Genomic DNA, 18,640 nt, shown 5'->3' on the forward strand with positions numbered 1-18,640 from the left:
GGCGATTGAGCGTAACGGTCACTGCACGTGGCGTATAAGGTGATTGCTGCAAAGCGATCGGCTGCCTAGGCTGTGGGCATCGTTAAGGGAGAACGCTCATGTTCGGTCCACTGGCATCACTCAAGGTTCTGGATTTCTCGACACTGTTGCCGGGGCCGTTCGCCTCGTTGCTGCTGGCGGACATGGGCGCCGAAGTGCTGCGCATCGAATCACCGACCCGCATGGATCTGCTGCGGGTGTTGCCGCCTCACGATCAAGGCGTGTCAGCCAGCCATGCCTACCTCAACCGCAACAAGCGCAGTCTCGCCCTGGACCTCAAGCGACCTGAGACGCTGGAGGTGATCAAGTCGTTGCTGCAGGACTACGACATTGTGCTCGAGCAGTTTCGCCCGGGTGTCATGGAACGCCTGGGCCTGGGTTACGAAGCCCTGAAGGCGATCAATCCAAAATTGATTTATGTGTCGATCACCGGCTACGGCCAGACCGGCCCCTACAAGGATCGCGCAGGCCATGACATCAACTACCTGGCCTTGTCCGGGCTGGCGAGTTACACCGGCCGGGCCGACAGCGGGCCGCTGCCGTTGGGCGTGCAGGTGGCGGATGTCGCCGGTGGCTCGCTGCACGGGGTGATTGGCTTGCTGGCAGCGGTCATTGCCCGGCAGCAAACCGGTCAGGGTCAGCACCTGGATGTCAGCATGACCGACTGCGCGTTCAGCCTGAATGCGATGGCGGGTGCCGGGTATCTGGCCTGTGGCGTCGAGCCGGGACCGGAAAACCAGGTGCTCAATGGCGGCAGCTTCTACGATTACTACCGCTCCCGGGATGGGCGCTGGCTGTCGGTGGGCAGCCTGGAGCCGGCATTCATGAAACAGTTGTGCACGGCGTTGGGGCTGGAAGAACTGGCCGGCCTCGGCCTGTCACCGCAACTGGCGCATCAGAAACAGCTTAAGGACGCGCTGAAGGTTGAATTCGAAAAGCATGACTTTGTCGAGTTGCTTGCGTTGTTCGCGGAGCTGGATGCTTGTGTCGAGCCAGTGTTGAGCCTGGGAGAAGCGCTAAGTCATCCACAGTTGCAGGCGCGGGAGTTGGTGGTGCAAGTGCCGCGGGGCGACGGATCAAGCCAGGCGCAGATGGCGTGCCCGCTGAAGTTTTCGCAAGGTTTGCCTGAGCCGCGGCATGTTGGCGCGGCGCTGGGGCAGCATACGGACCAGGTGTTGGGGGAGTTGGGGTTTGGCGTCGAGCGAATAGAAGAGCTGCGGCGTGGCAAAGTGATTCTCTAGCGCTGCAGAGGCCGCCATCGCGAGCAGGCCGATACAAATCGCGAGAGTCCTGCTACTCGACCCGCATCTCCCCACTGAACACCAAGGTATGGCGACACCGCCGACACAAGTACCTGCGCCCCTGGCGCACCAGGCTGTGACGCTGGGCCGAGAACGGGAAGTCGCTGTCGGCGCACGGGCACTTGTAGATGTAGCGGGTCACGCTGCGGCGTTTGACGTCATAGGTGTGGCAGCGGTTGGGCGGCAGTTCGTACACGCCGCGCATGATCAATTGCCACTCTTCGCCATGGGGCTGGATGCGGTCGCCGAACAGCTGATGGGCGATCAGGTGTGCGACTTCATGGGCTACGGTCTGCTTGAGGAAGTCTTCGGCGTTTTCCCGATACAGCTGCGGGTTGAAGCGCAGCAGGTTCTCGTGCAAATGCGCGACACCGGCTTTTTGCCCGCGCAGCTTGAGGCTCACCACGGGGCGCTTGAAGGGTCGTTTGAAAAAGGATTCGGCTAGTTGGAAACAGTCTTCGACGCGGGAATTGAGTTGCTCGGGCATGCTTGATGGATCTCCAGAGCGGTCGAGTATGCCGCAACCCTGCGGCCTTGCGAATCGCCAAGGTGCCGAATGGTCGTGTGCCTCCTCATTCCTGAAGAATGAAAAGGCCGCCTTGCGGCGGCCTGTATCCTTGGTTTCTGATGATCAGTGATGAGCGGCTAATTGGTGTAGACCGGCCCCACGCCGAGTCCCCAGACAATCACAGTGAACGCCATGATGGCGACCAGCACCACCAAGCCTACGGCGAGCACCGAACTTGAAAACAGAAAGCCCTCGTCAGATGGAATGTTCATGAATGTCGGTAAGCCTACATACAGCAAGTACACCGTGTAGCAGATGGCTGCGGTGCCGACGATCATCCCCAGCCACAAGTGCGGGTACAGGGCGGCGAGGCCACCGATGAACAACGGTGTAGCGGTGTACGTCGCAAACGCAATGCAGCGGGCGAGGCTTGGGTTGGCGTCATAGGTGCGGGCCATCCAGTGAATGAATGCGCCCATTACCGCAACACCACCGAGCATCGCCACGTACGACATGATCGTCATCCATATCGCGCTTTCTACGGTCAGCATCACGGGAGCCCGATTGCCGATGACCCAGCCGACCTGTGTGGTGCCTATGAAGGCAGATACGGCGGGGATCGCCGCCAGGATCAGCGTATGGGTCAGGTACATGTGGCTGATGCTTTCCTCCTGGTCGCCACGGATCTCTTTCCATTCTTGGTCAGGGTGGGTGAAGAGCCCCACTACGTGATGGATCATGCCAGTCACTCCTCTTTTTTACCGTCGCCCCCCAGCGGAGCGCCTACGGGCCAATGCGGCCAAGCAAGTCACAGGTCTGAAATTTTCATGAGACCTTATGTCGCAGTATAGGGAGGAGTTTCCCCAGAAGGAGTAGGGGCTTTAGAGCAAATCGCGCTGTAAACACCATTGTTAATCGCCGCCGGGTCTGTGGCGAACAGCCCTTTTGGCGAGGCACTTCGCCCCTGAGGTGTTTTTGCGTAAAATGCCCGCCTTTCGTCACACCTCACGGATTTCGCGTCATGGGCACTCTCACGGTCAACCAGAACAAACTGCAAAAGCGCCTTCGCCGACTGGCCGGTGAGGCGGTTGCCGATTTCAACATGATTGAAGACGGCGACAAGGTCATGGTCTGCCTGTCCGGTGGCAAGGACAGCTACACCATGCTCGATGTGCTGATGCACTTGCAGAAGGTCGCGCCGATCAAGTTCGAGATCGTGGCCGTGAACATGGACCAGAAGCAGCCGGGTTTCCCGGAGCACGTGCTACCGGCCTACCTGAAAGAACTGGGTATCGAGTACCACATCGTCGAGAAAGACACTTACTCGGTGGTCAAGGAGCTGATTCCGGAAGGCAAGACCACTTGCTCGCTGTGCTCGCGCCTGCGTCGCGGCACGCTCTACACCTTTGCCGATGAAATCGGCGCGACCAAGATGGCCCTCGGTCACCACCGCGACGACATCGTCGAAACGTTCTTCCTGAACATGTTCTTCAACGGTTCGCTCAAGGCCATGCCACCGAAGCTGCGCGCCGATGATGGGCGTAATGTGGTGATCCGCCCGCTGGCCTACTGCAATGAAAAAGACATCCAGGCCTACTCGGACTTCAAGCAATTCCCGATCATCCCGTGCAACCTCTGCGGCTCTCAGGAAAACCTGCAGCGTCAGGTGGTCAAGGAAATGCTGCAGGACTGGGAGCGCAAGACCCCGGGCCGTACCGAGAGCATTTTCCGCAGCCTGCAGAACGTGATCCCGTCGCAACTGGCGGATCGCAACCTGTTCGACTTCACCAGCCTCAAGATCGACGAAAGCGCCGCATCGCGCTTCGTCAATGTGGTCAACCTCTGATTAAACCTGTGGGAGCAAGCCCGCTCCCACATCAGGTTTTTCATTTACCTCAGGAGAGGGCATGCGCGACTACAAGTGGCTGAATGAGTACTGTCTGAACCGCTTCGGTTCGGCGGCTGACCTGGAAGCCCATCTGCCCGCTCCCAAGACTCCCGAGCAACTGCGCAGGATCAGCGACGATCGCTACCTCTCTATGATGGCACTACGGGTATTCCGCGCCGGGCTCAAGCACAGCCTGGTGGATGCCAAGTGGCCGGCCTTCGAAGAAGTGTTCTTCAGGTTCGATCCGGAAAAAGTCGTGCTGATGAGTGCCGAGCACCTTGAGCGCCTGATGCAGGACACGCGGATCATCCGTCACCTGGGCAAGCTCAAGAGTGTGCCGCGCAATGCGCAGTTCGTGCTCGATGTGGCTCATGAAAAGGGCAGCTTCGGCGCGTTGATCGCCGACTGGCCGGTGACCGATATCGTCGGGCTCTGGACCTTCCTGAAAAAACGCGGACATCAGTTGGGCGGGCTGTCCGCCCCGCGCTTCCTGCGGATGATCGGCAAGGACACCTTTGTACCGAGCTATGACGTGGTGGCGGCATTGAATGCGCAGGACATCATCGACAAGGTGCCGAGCAGTCTGCGCGACCTGGCGTTGGTGCAGGACGTGTTCAACCAGTGGCACGAGGAAAGTGGCGGTCGGCCGATGAGCCAGATTTCGATGATGCTGGCTTACACCGTCAACCATTAAGACCGCGTCGTCACATTCGCGAGCAGGCTCGCTCCCACACTGGATCTGTGCCATTCACAAATCCCCTGTGGGAGCGAGCCTGCTCGCGAAAGCGATGTATCAGGCGACGGAAATTTCGCCTTCACCCGCCAACTTGCGGTTCAACTGATACCGCCACCGTACATACAGAAGCGCCGAGCAGAACACTGCCAGGCTCGCGCCCATCTCCAGTAAACCGAAGATTTGCCGGTTCGGGTCATAGGCAGCCAATGCGCCCTTGATGAAATACAGGTTCACCACAAAGCACATCCACGAATGCCCGCGAGGGCTGCCGAGGATCATCCCCGGCGCCAGGATCAGCAGCGGCACCAGCTCGATCAACAGAATCACCCAAGGCCGTGCACCATGCAGGTCGGCGATGGCAAGGTAGTAAACGCAAAGCAACCCGACCAGGCCGAAAAAACACAGCAGGCTGATGACGCGCATCGCCTTGACGCGTGGTTCGAGCCATTCGAGCGCGGGCAGAATCTTCGGCTTCCTGGCCACCCTCAGCCCTCCAGTTTCTGTGCAGTCTTGGCCAGGCGCATACCCAGCGCGCGGCACAGCGCCACTTCATGGGCATCCAGAGCGCTTTTGCCGTCGGCACCGGCGTGGTGGCTGGCGCCGTATGGCGTGCCGCCGCCCTGGGTTTCCAGTAGTGCCGATTCGCTGTACGGCAGGCCGGTGATCAGCATGCCGTGGTGCAACAACGGCAGCATCATCGACAGCAGCGTGGTTTCCTGGCCGCCGTGCAGGCTCGCCGTGGAGGTGAACACACCCGCCGGTTTGCCCACCAGGGCGCCGGTCAGCCACAGGTTGCTGGTGCCGTCGAGAAAATACTTGAGCGGCGCGGCCATGTTGCCGAAGCGGGTCGGGCTGCCGAGTGCCAGGCCGGCGCAGTTCTTCAGGTCGTCGAGGCTAGCATAAAGCGCACCTTCGTCGGGAATCTCCGGCGAAACGGCTTCGCACTCGGTGGAAATCGCCGGCACCGTGCGCAGGCGGGCCTCAAGCCCGGCCTGTTCGACGCCACGGGCAATCTGCCGGGCCATTTCGTTGGTCGAGCCGCTGCGGCTGTAGTACAGAACCAGAATGTAGGGTGCACTCATGGCAACAGTTCCAGGATCTGCTCCGGTGGGCGGCCGATGATGGCTTTGTCACCAACTTCGAGAATCGGTCGCTCCATCAGTTTCGGGTGGGCGGCGATGGCGGCAATCAATTGCGCTTCGCTCAGGCTGGTGTTGGCCAGGTCGAGGGTTTTGTACTCGTCCTCGCCGATACGCAGCAATTGCCGGGCGCTGATCCCGAGTTTGCCCAGCAGGCTCTGGATTTGCGCGGCGTCCAGGGGAGTGTCCAGGTAACGGACCACGGTCGGGGTCAGGCCACGGGCTTCAAGCAGTTCGAGCGCACCGCGGGATTTCGAGCAGCGCGGGTTGTGATAAAGCGTCAGATCGGTCATGAGCGGGTCGCATCTTGCGTAAGGTGGCGGCTATTCTAACTGTGCAGCGCGCAATCCAGAACCGTGAGAGGCGATGGGTCGCAGGCGCATTCAATTTTTGACAAGGAACACGACATGACAAGGCGACTGGCAGCAGCATTGGCGATCATCGGAGCGTTGATGCTGGGGGGCTGCGGTAATGACTATGGCATCGACCAGGACGGCCACAAGATCGCCGCCGACCGACTGGACGGCAAATGGCTGGTGCTCAACTACTGGGCAGAATGGTGCGGGCCTTGCCGTACCGAGATCCCGGAATTGAACACCCTGGCCGAACAGCTCAAGGACAGGAAAATCGGTGTGTTCGGGGTCAACTTCGACAACGTCCAGGGGCAGGAGTTGAAGAGCGCGAGCGAGAAACTGGGGATCAGGTTCACGGTGCTGGCCCAGGATCCTTCCGAACTGTTCGAACTGCCGCGCAGTGAGGCGCTGCCGGTGACGTACATCATCGATAACAAGGGCAAGGTGCGTGAGCAGTTGATGGGTGAACAGACGGCGGCGGGGGTGATGGCGAAGCTTGAGGCGTTGCAGGCGAAGAATTGATCAGGTGATCCTGCTCACCTTTGGCGAGGGAGCTTTTGTGGCGAGGGAGCTTGCTCCCGTTCGGCTGCGCAGCAGTCGCAAACCGTTCTGCACCGTTCAACTGACGCAACGAGGTGACCGGGTTCAGGGCTGCTTCGCAGCCCAGCGGGAGCAAGCTCCCTCGCCACAGTCATTCACCTGAATGCAGGAAAAGGTGTGATCAACCCTCCTCGAGCCACCAACGCAGTGGCTTGCCTTCGGCCGGCCAGAAGCGGATCTGCTCGATCGGGGAGACGTCCCAGCGCTGGACGTATTCCAGGGCCTGAAGGAAGCGTTTTTCCTGTTCCATCAGCGCCGGCGCGCACAGTTTGCGGGTGCTGCCGATTTTGCCGAAGGTCAGTTTTTCGCCATCAAGGGTGTACGGCGCGAACCAGTGGTTGCAGCCGCCATTGCCGTAAGCCCGGCCGTCTTCGCCGAGGGTGATGGTCAGATGGCTGTAGTCCATCAACGGCCGCTCGCCGATCCATTCCAGAATGTAGCTGCGGTTCTGTTGCAGTTGCACCGGCTCGGCGGCGCAGCCCAGCAGGCTGGCGCCGACCGTAGCGGTCAGAGCAAGGCGTTTCATCACGCAGGCTCCTGGCATTTCGGGCACAGGTGTTTCTCGCCAACGGTGGTCCAGCCCAGCTCGGCAATACGCGCGGTGGCGGCAGGCTTTTCAGCCTTGTTACCCAGTTTGGCATCGACGGCGAATTCGAAGCTCAGCTCTTTGGCGCAGCTGTCGCAGTTCACTTGCCAGGTGTGGATCGCCAGTTCGCCGAACACCGGGCCGCTGGCCACCGCGACCCATTGGCCGGGCGGATTGATCAGGTGGCGAACCGTTTCGACGGTCAGGCGCATGGACAAGTCCTTGGCGCCCTTGAGGGTCACGACCAGCACGTCGTTGTTGCGAATCGAGCCACCGTTGCCGGTGACCTGATAACGCCCCGGCACCAGGGCGCGGCATTCGGTGAGGGTGTGTTGCGGGTTCATCAGGCTGTAGCGGAAATCGTGTTCGACCATGGGTCCTCCAAATATGCGCGATATGCTAGCACGGGCTTGCACGCCGCATCGCACAGGCAAATGACCTTCGATCCGTTTCAGTCTCCCGTCACCTGATTTTCCGGTGTGCCCGCCGTCCAGGCTGCAATGTTGCGCAACGTGGTGGCGGCAATCGCGTCCAGCGCTTCGCGGGTCAGAAAGGCCTGGTGCGCGGTGACGATCACGTTGGGGAAGGTCAGCAGCCGTGCCAGCACATCGTCTTGCAGTGGCAGGTCGGAGCGGTCTTCGAAGAACAGTTGTGCCTCTTCCTCATACACGTCCAGTCCCAGGTAACCCAGGCGACCGTCTTTCAAGGCGTCGATCAGCGCGGGAGTGTCCACCAGGCCACCACGCCCGGTATTGATCAGCATCGCGCCCGGTTGCATGTGCGCCAGTGATTCGCGGTTGATCAAGTGCTTGCTCTGCTCGTTGAGTGGGCAGTGCAGGCTGATGATCTGCGATTCGGCCAACAGTTGCGGCAGGCTCAGGTAGCGCGCGCCGAGGGCTTCGACCTGCGGGTTGGGGTAGGGGTCACAGGCCAGTAACCGGCAACCAAACCCGTTCATGATCTTTGCGAATGTGGCGCCGATCTGCCCAGTGCCGACCACGCCGACAGTCTTGCCCACCAAGTCGAAACCGGTCAGGCCCTGCAGCCTGAAATCCCCTTCGCGGGTGCGGTTGTAGGCGCGGTGCAGACGCCGGTTGAGCGCGAGGATCAGCGCCACCGCGTGTTCGGCCACGGCGTGGGGCGAATAGGCCGGCACACGCACGATAGCCAGCCCCAGACGTTTTGCCGTCGGCAAGTCGACATGGTTGTAACCGGCCGAGCGCAAGGCGATCAGGCGTGTACCTCCAGCGGCCAGGCGTTCGAGCACCGCCGCGCCGAGGTCATCATTGATGAATGCACAGACCGCTTCATATTCCTGAGCGAGCGCCACCGTGTCGAGGCTCAGGCGCGCAGGCTGAAAGTGCAACTCGATGCCGGCCGGTTGCCCGGCCGCAAGAAAACTGTCGCGGTCGTAGTTCTGGCTGCTGAAAAGAATCGTACGCATGCGGTGCTCCTTGAAGGTGGCCTGCACGGTTGAGCAAGCCGGCATTCGGCAGTCGTCAGATTAGCTCGCCGGCAGACCCGCGCGATTGCGCTGCATCAAGCATTCATGCGCGCCTGGGCTGCCAGGCGATTGATCGCCCGGTCGAGCTCATCCAGTGCAACGCTGGCTTTCGGGTCCTGTTGCTTGAGCAGGGTTTCGCTGCGTTGGCAGGCCGCTCGCAATTGTGGTACGCCGCAGTAACGCGTCGCGCCATGCAGGCGATGGACCCGTTCGATCAGGGCGTTGTGGTCATGGCTTTGCTGAGCATGGCGGATGGCTTCGCGGTCAGCCTCCAGGGACGCCAGCAGCATCGCCAGCATGTCCGCAGCCAGGTCAGCCTTGCCGGCGGCCAGTCGCAGTCCTTCCTCGTGGTCGAGCACCAACAGGTCCTGGGCGCCGCCATGCCCATCGGCGGAGCGCTCCGGGCTGTGATTGCGCAGCGCCAGGCCGGTCCACTTCAACACCACCTGCGCCAATTGCCGTTCGCTGATCGGTTTGGTCAGGTAGTCGTCCATGCCGCTTTGCAGCAGCGCGCGTTTTTCGTTGGCCATGGCGTGGGCGGTGAGGGCCACGATCGGCAGTGGCGTGCAATGCCGTTGGCTTTCCCAATGACGGATCGCCTCGGTGCTCTGGCGGCCGTCCATGCCAGGCATCTGCACGTCCATCAATACCAGGTCGAATGTCTCGTTCTGCACCGCCTTGACGGCGGCATAACCGCTGTCCACCGCGAGCACCTTGGCGCCCATGTCTTCGAGCAGTGTCTGCACCAGCATCAGGTTGGCCGGGTTGTCGTCGACGCATAGCACCTTCGGGGCACGGCTGGACACCGGTTCACCCGGCTCGCTGCGCATCGGGCGCGGGCTGACCAGGTCTGACAGGGAGCGTCGCAGCTTGCGGGTGCAGGCCGGTTTCGCCTGGAGCTGGCTGTGGGGGTTGGGCACGGAAAGATGGAACAGCGTCTGTTCCGTGGTCGGGCACAGCACCAGCACTTTGCAGCCAAGATGTTCGAGGTCCCAGATGTGCTGGTTGAGACGCTCCGGCGGCATGTCGTTGCTGGTGATGCCGAGCACGGCGAGGTCGATCGCCTGATCGGTCTGGTGGGCGGCGGTGACGCCATTGGTCAGGCTTTCCAGGGTATTGAACGACGTGGTGCTGAGGCCGCAGTCCTCCAGTTGATGTTGCAACGCCTGCCGCGCCAGCTCGTGGTTTTCCAGCACCGCCACCCGGCGCCCGAGCAAGGGCGCGGCGGGCAGGTCTTCGGCATCGTCGCGGGTTTTTGGCAGGCTCAGGCTGATCCAGAATTCCGACCCTTCCCCCGGCGTGCTGTCGACGCCGATCTCGCCGCCCATCTGTTCGATCAGGCGCTTGGAAATTACCAGGCCCAGGCCCGTGCCACCGGGTTGACGCGACAGTGAGTTGTCGGCCTGGCTGAAAGCCTGGAACAGGGCGCGCACGTCCTGGTTCGACAGACCGATGCCGGTATCCTGAATGCTGATGCGCAACTGCACGGTGTCTTCGTGCTCTTCTTCGAGCATGGCTCGGGCGATGATGGTGCCTTCGCGGGTGAACTTGATCGCGTTGCTCACCAGGTTCGTCAGGATCTGCTTGAGCCGCAAAGGGTCGCCCACCAGTGACAGCGGTGTGTCCCGGTACACCAGACTCACCAGTTCCAACTGCTTGGCATGGGCAGCCGGGGCGAGGATGGTCAAGGTGTCCTGCAGCAGGTCGCGCAGGTTGAACGGAATATGGTCAAGCACCAGCTTGCCGGCCTCGATTTTCGAGAAGTCGAGAATCTCGTTGATGATGCCCAGCAGGCTGTCGGCGGATTTTTCGATGGTATCCAGATAGTCGAGCTGGCGTGGGGTGAGTTCGCTTTTTTGCAGCAGATGGGTAAAGCCGAGAATGCCGTTGAGCGGCGTGCGGATTTCATGACTCATGTTGGCCAGGAATTCGGACTTGATCCGGCTTGCTTCCAGGGCTTCCTTGCGCGCCAGGTCCAGCTCGATGTTCTGGATCTCGATGGTTTCCAGGTTCTGGCGCACGTCTTCGGTGGCCTGGTCGATGCTGTGCTGCAATTCTTCCTGGGCGTTTTGCAGGGTGCCGGCCATGCGATTGATGCCGGAAGCCAGCTCGTCCAGCTCCTGACTGCCGAGGGGCGGCAAGCGGGTTTCCAGATGACCGTCCTTGAGTTGAGCCACGGCCTGCTTGATCTGGCTCAGTGGCTGATTGATCGTGCGACCCATGCGCAGGGCCAGCAGTGCCGCACCCACCAGTCCCGCACTGATCAACATCAGGCTGGCGAACAGGCTGCGGTAACCGCGCAACAGCATGCCGTTATGGGACAATTCAAGTTCGACCCAGCCCAGCAGGCGGTCGGCTTCCTCGGGAATCAGTTCGCCGGCCAGGTTGCGGTGTTTGCCGAATACCGGCAGCAAATAGCGGGTCGCATCGTTGCCACTGCGGCGCAGCATCTGCGTACCAGTGCCGGAGGGCAACTGATTGAGCATGGTCGGGCCGGCGTGGGCCAGCAGCGTGCGGTCGGGAGCCAGGAAGGTCACGGCCCGTACGTCGGTTTGTTCAAGGGCCTGGGTGGCGATGCGTTCGAGCAGTTCGTTGTCCTGATGACCCATCGCTGGTGCCGCCAGTGGAGCCAGCTGCTCGGCGATCATTTCGCCACGCTGCATCAGTTGGGTTTGCAGGTCAGCCTGTTGCATCCAGGTAAAATACCCCCCAGCACCAACGCCATCAGGCTGGTTGGCAACAGGGTCAGCAGCAGCACGCGGCCTTTGATTCCCAGTTTCTTGAGCACGCCTCTCTCCTGCATCCCGCTATTTATAGACCGGTACATGCATCCACCATGCACCACTTGCGCAGTGTAGCGATTTGCTCGCGGTCAATCTTCGTAAAAATGGTGCGGTCATTCGTCGGTCCGGCCGGCTCGTGGGTGATACGGGTAAACCGTGGGTTGCCCCTGGCGTGGCAATCTTGAATAATCAGCTCAACTGAGAATTGTTTGCAGATAGTCATGACTCCCATCACTGCCGGCCTCCCCCGAATCCTGTCCATCGAAGACGACCTTGTGCTCGGCGCCTACGTCCATGAGCACCTGGATCGCAGTGGCTTCCAGGTGACTTGGTGCCAGAACGGCCAGGAAGGCCTGGACATTGCCCGGCGGCAACCTTTCGACGTGGTGCTGATGGATATTCTGCTGCCGGGCATGGACGGCCTGGCGGTACTGACCCAATTGCGCCAGAGCCATTCCACCCCGGTGCTGCTGATGTCGGCCCTCGGTGCCGAGGCCGATCGCATCAGTGGCTTTCGCTTGGGCGCCGATGATTACCTGCCAAAGCCCTTCAGCATGGTGGAGTTGCGGGTACGCATCGAAGCCATTCTGCGGCGGGTGGCCCTCGACCGACGGCCTACACCCGCACCCGTAGTGCCGGCCCCTTCGATGGACAGCCTGCGTTTCGACGATGAAAGCTTCGAGGTCTTTTATGGCGAACAGGCCGGCGGCTTGACCCGAAGCGAGTATCGGTTGCTGGAGACGCTGCACCGCAGCGCCGACGAAGTACTGAGCAAAGCCTTCCTTTATCAACAGGTACTGCAGCGCGGTTACGCGGCCCATGACCGCAGCCTGGACATGCACATCAGCCAGATCCGCCGCAAGCTCAAGGCCATTGGCTACACCGAGCGTGAAGTGCGCACGGTATGGGGCAAGGGTTACGTCCTGAGCGCCGCCGATGAAATGTAACTTGCCGGGCAGGCATTCGCTGTTCTGGAAGCTTGCTTGCCTATTGGTTGCGTTCTGCTTGTTGATGATCTGGCTCAGTTGGTCCTGGGGACGCTATATGGAGGAACGCAATCAGTTCCTCTCGGATGAAGCCCGCGGCACCCTGATGGGCTATGCCGCCGAAGCCGAGCAGGCGTGGCAACAGCGCCAGAGCGCCGGTGTCGATGACTGGCTGCAAGGCATGCATCAGCGGGAAAAAGGCTGGGTCGGTGTCGTTGGCGGTGATTTGCAGTCCTTGAGCAACCGATCGCTGACGGACAAGGAAGTCGAACGCCTGACTTTTTTGCGCGGCCTCGATTGGCCGGTCCACAGGAAAGGCCGGCCGTGGATGCGCATACCCTTTCCCGGCGACCCGTCTGCCGGCAGTCTGGTGATCGAACTGCCCAAGCGCTTTGTGCCGGGGCACTACCGGGTGTTCTGGCGCGTGATCACCAATGGCGTGATTCCGGGGTTGTTCACCTTGTTGCTGTGCGTCGGCCTGTACCGCTTGCTGGTGGTGCCGCTCAACAGCCTGCGTGAACAGGCCAATGCCTGGCGTGCCGATCAGCTGAACGTACGGCTGTCGACCCGGACCACCAATCGGTCGGATGAACTGGGCGAGTTGGGCAGGGCGTTCGATCACATGTCTGAACGCCTGCAAAGCACCGTGGCCTTGCAGCAGCAACTGCTGCGCGACTTGTCTCACGAATTGCGTACGCCTTTGAGTCGCCTGCGGGTGGCCAGTGAAAGTGAGCAGGGCCTGGAGCTCTTGCGCGAACGTATCGGCCGTGAGGTCGATGGCATGCAGCGCCTGGTGGAAGACACGCTGCAGCTGGCATGGCTGGACACCGAGCGCACCCGATTGCCCGACGAGGCGATCCAGATCCAGGCCCTGTGGGAAATGCTCACGGAGAATGCCTGCTATGAAAGTGGCTGGCCCGATACTCAGCTGCAATGCACGGTGGATGCATCCTGCTGGGTGCGCGGTCATCTCAACACCCTGGCCCAGGCACTGGAAAATATTCTGCGTAATGCGATTCGGCATTCACCGGCCGGAGGCATTGTTCAATTGGGCGGACGGCGCGATGGCGATTGCTGGCACCTGTGGCTGGAGGATCACGGCGGCGGAGTGGCGGAAGCTGATCTGGAGCGGATCTTTCTGCCATTCACCCGACTTGACGGTTCGCGGCCGGGGGATGGCGGGTTTGGCTTGGGGTTGAGTATCGCCAGGAACGCGGTGCAGCGTCAGGGCGGGAAGCTTTGGGCACAGAACACCGGGAATGGGTTGCGGATGAACATGCGGTTGGTGGCGGATGATGGCGATCCCACATTGACCGTGCTCCAACCGCAAAACGCATGATCACCCCGGTATCCTGTGGGAGCGGGCTTGCCCGCGAAGAGGCCCTCACTCTCACCACAATAACCCCCTGTTTTTCACACTCCGAGTGGCACCGCGACTTGCCGCTTGCAGCTCGAAGCCTGGCGCTTATTCCCATAAACCATAAGCACCACACTTTGCGTGATATGGCCTGCGAACGTTTGCCGGTATGATAGTCGCCCCCGCAGTCTGGATTGCGAATACGCCATGACCTTGCAGTACCCAACCATCGCCGATTGCGTCGGCAACACTCCGCTGGTCCGTTTGCAGCGCCTGCCCGGCGCCACCAGCAATACCCTATTGCTCAAGCTCGAAGGGAACAACCCGGCGGGTTCGGTCAAGGACCGTCCGGCGCTGTCGATGATCACCCGCGCCGAACTGCGCGGGCAGATCCACGCTGGCGATACGCTGATCGAAGCGACCTCGGGCAACACCGGGATCGCCCTGGCCATGGCCGCCGCGATCAAGGGTTACAGGATGATCCTGATCATGCCGGACAACTCCAGTGCCGAACGCAAGGCGGCCATGACCGCTTATGGCGCCGAGCTGATTCTGGTCAGCCAGGAGCAGGGCATGGAAGGCGCCCGTGACCTCGCGCAGAAGATGGAAGCCGAAGGTCGCGGCAAGGTACTGGATCAGTTCGCCAACGGTGACAACCCCGAGGCGCACTACACCGGCACCGGCCCGGAAATCTGGCGCCAGACCCAGGGCACCATCACCCATTTCGTCAGCTCCATGGGCACCACCGGTACCATCATGGGCGTGTCGCGCTACTTGAAAGAGCAGAACGACAACGTACAGATCATCGGCCTGCAACCCATGGAAGGCTCGGCGATCCCGGGTATCCGCCGCTGGCCCCAGGAATACCTGCCGAAGATCTACCAGGCTGACCGCGTGGACCGGATCGTCGACATGGCCCAAAGCGAAGCCGAAGACGTGACCCGTCGTCTGGCCCGCGAAGAAGGCATCTTCTGTGGCGTGTCCTCGGGTGGTGCGGTGGCAGCCATGCTGCGCCTGTCCCGGGAAGTTGAAAACGCGGTGATCGTTGCGATCATCTGCGACCGCGGCGACCGCTACCTGTCGACCGGCATTTTCGACGCGCCCAACTGATGGCCAAACATGAAAGAGGCCTGCGCTTCCAGCCCACCGGCGGCAGCAAGGCCCCGCAAATCCCGACCGGCAAAAAGCAGCGCCTGACCATCGAGCGCCTGGCCAATGACGGTCGCGGTATCGCGTTTTTCGAAGGTCGCACCTGGTTCGTCATCGGCGCATTGGCTGGCGAAGAAGTCGAGGCGCGCGTACTCGGTGCCCACGGCAAAGTGGTCGAGGCGCGGACCGAGCGGGTGTTCAAGGCCAGCGAATTGCGCCGCCCGGCGCCGTGCGCCCATGCCGGTCGTTGCGGCGGTTGCAGCGTGCAGCATTTGCCTCATAACGAACAACTTGCCCTGAAACAGCGCATGCTCGCCGAGCAGTTGGCGAAGGTCGCGGGCGTCGAACCCGAAGAGTGGGCGGCGCCATTGAGCGGTGCCGAGTTCGCTTACCGACGTCGCGCCCGTGTGGCGGTGCGCTGGGACATGAAGGCGAAGAAACTCGAAGTCGGGTTCCGCGCCGCCGGCAGCCAGGACATCGTGGCCATCGATGATTGCCCGGTGCTGGTACAGCCCTTGCAACCGATCATGAGCCGTCTGCCGGAGATGCTGCGACGCTTGAGCAAACCTCAGGCACTCGGGCATGTGGAGTTGTTCAGCGGCTCGACGTTGGCGGTTTTGCTGCGGCACATGGCGCCGTTGTCCGACGCTGACCTGACGATTCTCAAGGAATTCTGTGCGTTCCACGAAGCCCAGTTGTGGCTGCATGGCGACGGTGAACCGCAGCCGGTCGAGGCCGGTCAGTCGTTGGGCTATCGCCTTGAACAGTGGGACCTGGAGCTGGCGTATCGTCCCGGGGATTTCATTCAGGTCAACGCCGGAGTCAATGAAGCCATGGTCGCCCAGGCGCTGGACTGGTTGAAGCCGACAGCGGATGAGCGCGTACTCGACCTGTTCTGCGGCCTGGGCAACTTTGCCTTGCCGCTGGCCAAGGCCGCTCGTGAAGTGGTGGCGGTGGAAGGCGTGCAGGTGATGGTCGATCGGGCAGCAGCGAATGCCGCTAGCAATAATCTGCATAACGCGAAGTTTTTTCAGGCCGATTTATCCCAGCCTTTGACGGACGCCGAATGGGCCGTCGAAGGCTTTTGTGCGGTACTCTTGGACCCACCCCGTGACGGTGCTTTCGAGGTTGTGCGCAAGCTCAAGACCCTGGGCGCCGAACGGTTGGTGTACGTGTCGTGCAACCCGGCAACGCTGGCGCGCGACACGGTTGAATTGATCAGGCAGGGCTACCGGTTAAAACGTGCCGGGATTCTCGATATGTTTCCTCAAACGGCACATGTCGAGGCCATGGCGTTATTTGAAGCGAGCTAGGATGCTCGTCTGGTCCGACTGGCCCGCCCGTGCAGCCGCACCCAGCCCGATGTGGGCGCACGGGCAACGAAGGTCAGCGATTTGACGCATTGAATCTGCGTCGTAGGGAAGGTAAGCAAGATGGTACAGGTGAGAGCACACCAGCCGATCAATACCGACGGCAGTATCAATCTCGAGGCTTGGCTCGATCACGCGGTGAGTGTCGATCTGGCACTGGATCGCGAAGCCTTGAAAGAGGCCTGCGAGTACGCTCGCGAGGCCGAACAACAAGCCAATGCGGCTCAGAATCTGTGGTCGGAAGGTAACTCGACTTTCCGTACCGGCCTTGAGATCGCCGAGATTCTCGCCGATCTCAAACTCGATCAGGACTCACTGGTCGCCGCGATCCTGTATCGAGGCGTGCGCGAAGGCCAGATCAAGTTGCCGGCGGTCAGCCAGCGCTTCGGCCCGGTGGTGGCCAAACTCATCGACGGCGTGCAGCGCATGGCCGCGATCAGTGACAGCCTGAGCCCGCGCAAATCCCTGGTGCTGGGCACCCAGGGCCAGGTGGAAAACCTGCGCAAGATGCTGGTGGCCATGGTCGACGACGTTCGTGTCGCCCTGATCAAGCTGGCCGAACGCACTTGCGCAATCCGTGCGGTGAAAACCGCCGACGACGAAAAGCGCAACCGCGTGGCCCGTGAAGTCTTCGACATCTACGCGCCATTGGCCCATCGCCTGGGTATCGGTCACATCAAGTGGGAGCTGGAGGACTTGTCCTTCCGTTACCTGGAGCCGGACCAGTACAAGCAGATCGCCAAGTTGCTGCATGAGCGGCGACTGGATCGCGAGCGCTTCATCAGCGATGTGATGAGCCAGCTGAAAAACGAATTGCACGCCACCGGCGTCGATGCCGACATCAGCGGCCGGGCCAAACACATCTACTCGATCTGGCGCAAAATGCAGCGCAAGGGTCTGGAGTTCAGCCAGATCTACGACGTGCGTGCCGTTCGCGTGCTGGTGCCGGAAATGCGCGATTGCTACACCGCGCTCGGCATCGTCCACACCCTGTGGCGACACATCCCGAAAGAGTTCGACGACTACATCGCCAACCCCAAGGAAAACGGCTATCGCTCGCTGCACACGGCGGTGATCGGGCCAGAGGGCAAGGTGCTGGAAGTGCAGATCCGCACTCACTCGATGCATGAAGAAGCCGAACTCGGCGTGTGCGCTCACTGGCGCTACAAGGGCACCGACGTCAAGTCCGGTTCCAATCACTACGAAGAGAAAATCTCCTGGCTGCGTCAGGTGCTCGAATGGCATGAAGAGCTGGGGGATATCGGTGGCCTGGCGGAACAACTGCGGGTCGATATCGAGCCGGACCGGGTCTACATCTTCACCCCGGACGGCCACGCCATCGACTTGCCGAAGGGCGCGACGCCGCTGGACTTCGCCTACCGCGTACACACCGAAATCGGTCACAACTGCCGTGGCGCCAAGATCAACGGGCGTATCGTGCCGCTCAACTACAGCCTGCAAACCGGTGAACAGGTCGAGATCATCACCAGCAAGCATGGCACCCCGAGCCGCGACTGGCTGAACCCGAACCTGGGTTACGTCACCACGTCGCGGGCACGGGCGAAGATCGTTCACTGGTTCAAGTTGCAGGCGCGTGACCAGAACGTCGCGGCTGGTAAAACGCTGCTTGAGCGCGAACTCAATCGCCTCGGTCTGCCTGCGGTGGATTTCGACAAGCTGGCCGACAAAGCCAACATGAAAACCGCCGAAGACCTGTTCGCTGCCCTCGGTGCCGGGGATTTGCGCCTGGCGCAACTGGTCAACCTGGCACAGCAACTGGTCGAGCCGGAGCGCGGCAACGAACAGCTGGAGCTGATTCCGCGCAAGGCCACCGGCTACAAGCCGGGCAAGCGCGGCGATATCCAGATCCAGGGCGTTGGCAACCTGATGACGCAGATGGCCGGTTGCTGCCAGCCATTGCCAGGCGATGCAATCGTCGGCTACATCACCCAGGGCCGTGGCGTCAGTATTCACCGCCAGGACTGCGCCTCGGTGCTGCAACTGGCCGGGCGCGAGCCCGAGCGAATCATCCAGGTCAGCTGGGGGCCGGTACCGGTGCTCACCTATCCGGTGGACATCGTCATCCGCGCCTACGACCGTTCCGGTTTGCTGCGTGACGTCTCGCAGGTGCTGCTCAACGAGCGGATCAACGTGCTGGCGGTCAACACCCGCTCGAACAAAGAGGACAACACCGCGTTGATGTCCCTGACCATCGAGATTCCGGGGCTGGATGCATTGGGGCGGTTGCTTGGGCGGATTTCCCAATTGCCGAACATCATTGAAACCCGGCGTAACCGGACACCTTGATGGCCGGCGCCGATCCAATGTGGGAGCGGGCTTG

17 protein-coding genes and 1 pseudogene are annotated in these 18,640 nt (G+C 61.3%); 9 read left to right on the forward strand and 9 right to left on the reverse strand.

From position 1 onward, the window contains the following. The first annotated feature begins 98 nt into the window (after positions 1-98). On the forward strand, positions 99-1,280 hold the full coding sequence (locus tag RS887_RS16145) for a CaiB/BaiF CoA-transferase family protein (RefSeq protein ID WP_322616119.1): 1,182 nt from the start codon (positions 99-101) through the stop codon (positions 1,278-1,280). Positions 1,281-1,332: 52 nt separating this feature from the next. On the opposite strand, the gene RS887_RS16150 is transcribed toward RS887_RS16145, so the two are convergent. Together RS887_RS16150 and RS887_RS16155 are read right to left on the reverse strand one after the other, a co-directional pair. Beyond that, positions 1,333-1,827, reverse strand: coding sequence for a SprT family zinc-dependent metalloprotease (locus tag RS887_RS16150; protein ID WP_008016507.1), 495 nt, complete (start codon positions 1,825-1,827; stop codon positions 1,333-1,335). Positions 1,828-1,985: 158 nt separating this feature from the next. Further along, positions 1,986-2,588 carry a Yip1 family protein gene (locus RS887_RS16155; RefSeq protein WP_008016508.1) on the reverse strand — a complete coding sequence of 201 codons (603 nt, stop codon included), beginning with the start codon at positions 2,586-2,588 and terminating at the stop codon, positions 1,986-1,988. 281 nt (positions 2,589-2,869) lie between these two features. On the opposite strand from RS887_RS16155, the gene ttcA reads away from it, so the two are divergent. Continuing rightward, entirely contained in the window at positions 2,870-3,694 is an 825-nt protein-coding gene (ttcA, locus tag RS887_RS16160) for a tRNA 2-thiocytidine(32) synthetase TtcA (RefSeq protein WP_008016509.1), read from the forward strand. 61 nt (positions 3,695-3,755) lie between these two features. Then, positions 3,756-4,430 (forward strand): DNA-3-methyladenine glycosylase I, encoded by a 675-nt coding sequence (locus RS887_RS16165; RefSeq protein ID WP_322616120.1) that lies wholly within the window; start codon positions 3,756-3,758, stop codon positions 4,428-4,430. Positions 4,431-4,529: 99 nt separating this feature from the next. On the opposite strand, the gene RS887_RS16170 is transcribed toward RS887_RS16165, so the two are convergent. Genes RS887_RS16170 through arsC form a run of 3 tightly spaced genes read right to left on the reverse strand, consistent with a single transcriptional unit; the run spans position 4,530 to position 5,904 of the window. Continuing rightward, positions 4,530-4,955: a DUF2069 domain-containing protein gene (locus RS887_RS16170; RefSeq protein WP_111281563.1), complete on the reverse strand. Its 426-nt coding sequence runs from the start codon at positions 4,953-4,955 to the stop codon at positions 4,530-4,532. Between the two features lie 2 nt (positions 4,956-4,957). Beyond that, entirely contained in the window at positions 4,958-5,554 is a 597-nt protein-coding gene (wrbA, locus tag RS887_RS16175) for an NAD(P)H:quinone oxidoreductase (RefSeq protein WP_322616121.1), read from the reverse strand. Beyond that, positions 5,551-5,904 carry an arsenate reductase (glutaredoxin) gene (arsC, locus tag RS887_RS16180; RefSeq protein WP_322616122.1) on the reverse strand — a complete coding sequence of 118 codons (354 nt, stop codon included), beginning with the start codon at positions 5,902-5,904 and terminating at the stop codon, positions 5,551-5,553. The genes wrbA and arsC overlap by 4 nt, the downstream gene beginning before the upstream one ends. A 114-nt stretch (positions 5,905-6,018) precedes the next feature. Between arsC and RS887_RS16185 the strand changes: the two genes are divergently transcribed. Continuing rightward, positions 6,019-6,486 (forward strand): TlpA disulfide reductase family protein, encoded by a 468-nt coding sequence (locus RS887_RS16185; protein WP_322616123.1) that lies wholly within the window; start codon positions 6,019-6,021, stop codon positions 6,484-6,486. Between the two features lie 199 nt (positions 6,487-6,685). Here RS887_RS16185 and RS887_RS16190 read toward each other — a convergent pair whose 3' ends face one another. The 4 genes and pseudogenes from RS887_RS16190 to RS887_RS16205 all read right to left on the reverse strand — a co-directional run bounded on the left by RS887_RS16190 (position 6,686) and on the right by RS887_RS16205 (position 11,442). After that, on the reverse strand, positions 6,686-7,090 hold the full coding sequence (locus RS887_RS16190; protein WP_322616124.1) for an META domain-containing protein: 405 nt from the start codon (positions 7,088-7,090) through the stop codon (positions 6,686-6,688). After that, complete coding sequence (locus RS887_RS16195) at positions 7,090-7,524, reverse strand: hypothetical protein (RefSeq protein ID WP_007988765.1); 435 nt, start codon at positions 7,522-7,524, stop codon at positions 7,090-7,092. The genes RS887_RS16190 and RS887_RS16195 overlap by 1 nt, the downstream gene beginning before the upstream one ends. Before the next feature lie 77 nt (positions 7,525-7,601). Then, positions 7,602-8,594 carry a 2-hydroxyacid dehydrogenase gene (locus RS887_RS16200; RefSeq protein WP_322616125.1) on the reverse strand — a complete coding sequence of 331 codons (993 nt, stop codon included), beginning with the start codon at positions 8,592-8,594 and terminating at the stop codon, positions 7,602-7,604. A gap of 95 nt (positions 8,595-8,689) precedes the next feature. Next, positions 8,690-11,442: pseudogene (locus RS887_RS16205) on the reverse strand (response regulator). Positions 11,443-11,658: 216 nt separating this feature from the next. On the opposite strand from RS887_RS16205, the gene RS887_RS16210 reads away from it, so the two are divergent. The 5 genes from RS887_RS16210 (at position 11,659) to relA (ending at position 18,606) form a co-directional block, all read left to right on the forward strand. Beyond that, positions 11,659-12,384 (forward strand): response regulator transcription factor, encoded by a 726-nt coding sequence (locus RS887_RS16210; RefSeq protein ID WP_322616126.1) that lies wholly within the window; start codon positions 11,659-11,661, stop codon positions 12,382-12,384. Beyond that, positions 12,374-13,762 carry a sensor histidine kinase gene (locus RS887_RS16215; RefSeq protein WP_322616127.1) on the forward strand — a complete coding sequence of 463 codons (1,389 nt, stop codon included), beginning with the start codon at positions 12,374-12,376 and terminating at the stop codon, positions 13,760-13,762. The genes RS887_RS16210 and RS887_RS16215 overlap by 11 nt, the downstream gene beginning before the upstream one ends. 225 nt (positions 13,763-13,987) lie before the next feature. Further along, positions 13,988-14,890, forward strand: a complete 903-nt coding sequence (gene cysM / locus RS887_RS16220; RefSeq protein WP_322616128.1) for a cysteine synthase CysM — start codon at positions 13,988-13,990, stop codon at positions 14,888-14,890. Continuing rightward, positions 14,890-16,242 (forward strand): 23S rRNA (uracil(1939)-C(5))-methyltransferase RlmD, encoded by a 1,353-nt coding sequence (gene rlmD, locus RS887_RS16225; RefSeq protein WP_322616129.1) that lies wholly within the window; start codon positions 14,890-14,892, stop codon positions 16,240-16,242. Before cysM ends, rlmD begins: the two co-directional genes overlap by 1 nt. Positions 16,243-16,362: 120 nt before the next feature. Further along, a complete protein-coding gene (gene relA, locus RS887_RS16230; RefSeq protein WP_322616130.1) occupies positions 16,363-18,606 on the forward strand; it encodes a GTP diphosphokinase in 2,244 nt (747 codons plus the stop codon). Positions 18,607-18,640: the final 34 nt, after the last annotated feature.

Source organism: Pseudomonas sp. BIC9C (genome assembly GCF_034541995.1).
In the GTDB taxonomy this organism is placed as follows: domain Bacteria; phylum Pseudomonadota; class Gammaproteobacteria; order Pseudomonadales; family Pseudomonadaceae; genus Aquipseudomonas; species Aquipseudomonas fluorescens_CC.

Excerpts from the sequence above, each read along its gene's own strand:
- RS887_RS16145 (WP_322616119.1), top strand. The coding sequence starts at position 99 with ATGTTCGGTCCACTGGCATCACTCAAGGTTCTGGATTTCTCGACACTG.
- RS887_RS16200 (WP_322616125.1), bottom strand. The coding sequence starts at position 8,594 with ATGCGTACGATTCTTTTCAGCAGCCAGAACTACGACCGCGACAGTTTT.
- RS887_RS16215 (WP_322616127.1), top strand. The coding sequence starts at position 12,374 with ATGAAATGTAACTTGCCGGGCAGGCATTCGCTGTTCTGGAAGCTTGCT.
- RS887_RS16155 (WP_008016508.1), bottom strand. The coding sequence starts at position 2,588 with ATGATCCATCACGTAGTGGGGCTCTTCACCCACCCTGACCAAGAATGG.
- rlmD (WP_322616129.1), top strand. The coding sequence starts at position 14,890 with ATGGCCAAACATGAAAGAGGCCTGCGCTTCCAGCCCACCGGCGGCAGC.
- arsC (WP_322616122.1), bottom strand. The coding sequence starts at position 5,904 with ATGACCGATCTGACGCTTTATCACAACCCGCGCTGCTCGAAATCCCGC.
- RS887_RS16185 (WP_322616123.1), top strand. The coding sequence starts at position 6,019 with ATGACAAGGCGACTGGCAGCAGCATTGGCGATCATCGGAGCGTTGATG.
- wrbA (WP_322616121.1), bottom strand. The coding sequence starts at position 5,554 with ATGAGTGCACCCTACATTCTGGTTCTGTACTACAGCCGCAGCGGCTCG.
- RS887_RS16150 (WP_008016507.1), bottom strand. The coding sequence starts at position 1,827 with ATGCCCGAGCAACTCAATTCCCGCGTCGAAGACTGTTTCCAACTAGCC.
- relA (WP_322616130.1), top strand. The coding sequence starts at position 16,363 with ATGGTACAGGTGAGAGCACACCAGCCGATCAATACCGACGGCAGTATC.
- ttcA (WP_008016509.1), top strand. The coding sequence starts at position 2,870 with ATGGGCACTCTCACGGTCAACCAGAACAAACTGCAAAAGCGCCTTCGC.
- RS887_RS16190 (WP_322616124.1), bottom strand. The coding sequence starts at position 7,090 with ATGAAACGCCTTGCTCTGACCGCTACGGTCGGCGCCAGCCTGCTGGGC.
- cysM (WP_322616128.1), top strand. The coding sequence starts at position 13,988 with ATGACCTTGCAGTACCCAACCATCGCCGATTGCGTCGGCAACACTCCG.
- RS887_RS16210 (WP_322616126.1), top strand. The coding sequence starts at position 11,659 with ATGACTCCCATCACTGCCGGCCTCCCCCGAATCCTGTCCATCGAAGAC.
- RS887_RS16165 (WP_322616120.1), top strand. The coding sequence starts at position 3,756 with ATGCGCGACTACAAGTGGCTGAATGAGTACTGTCTGAACCGCTTCGGT.
- RS887_RS16195 (WP_007988765.1), bottom strand. The coding sequence starts at position 7,524 with ATGGTCGAACACGATTTCCGCTACAGCCTGATGAACCCGCAACACACC.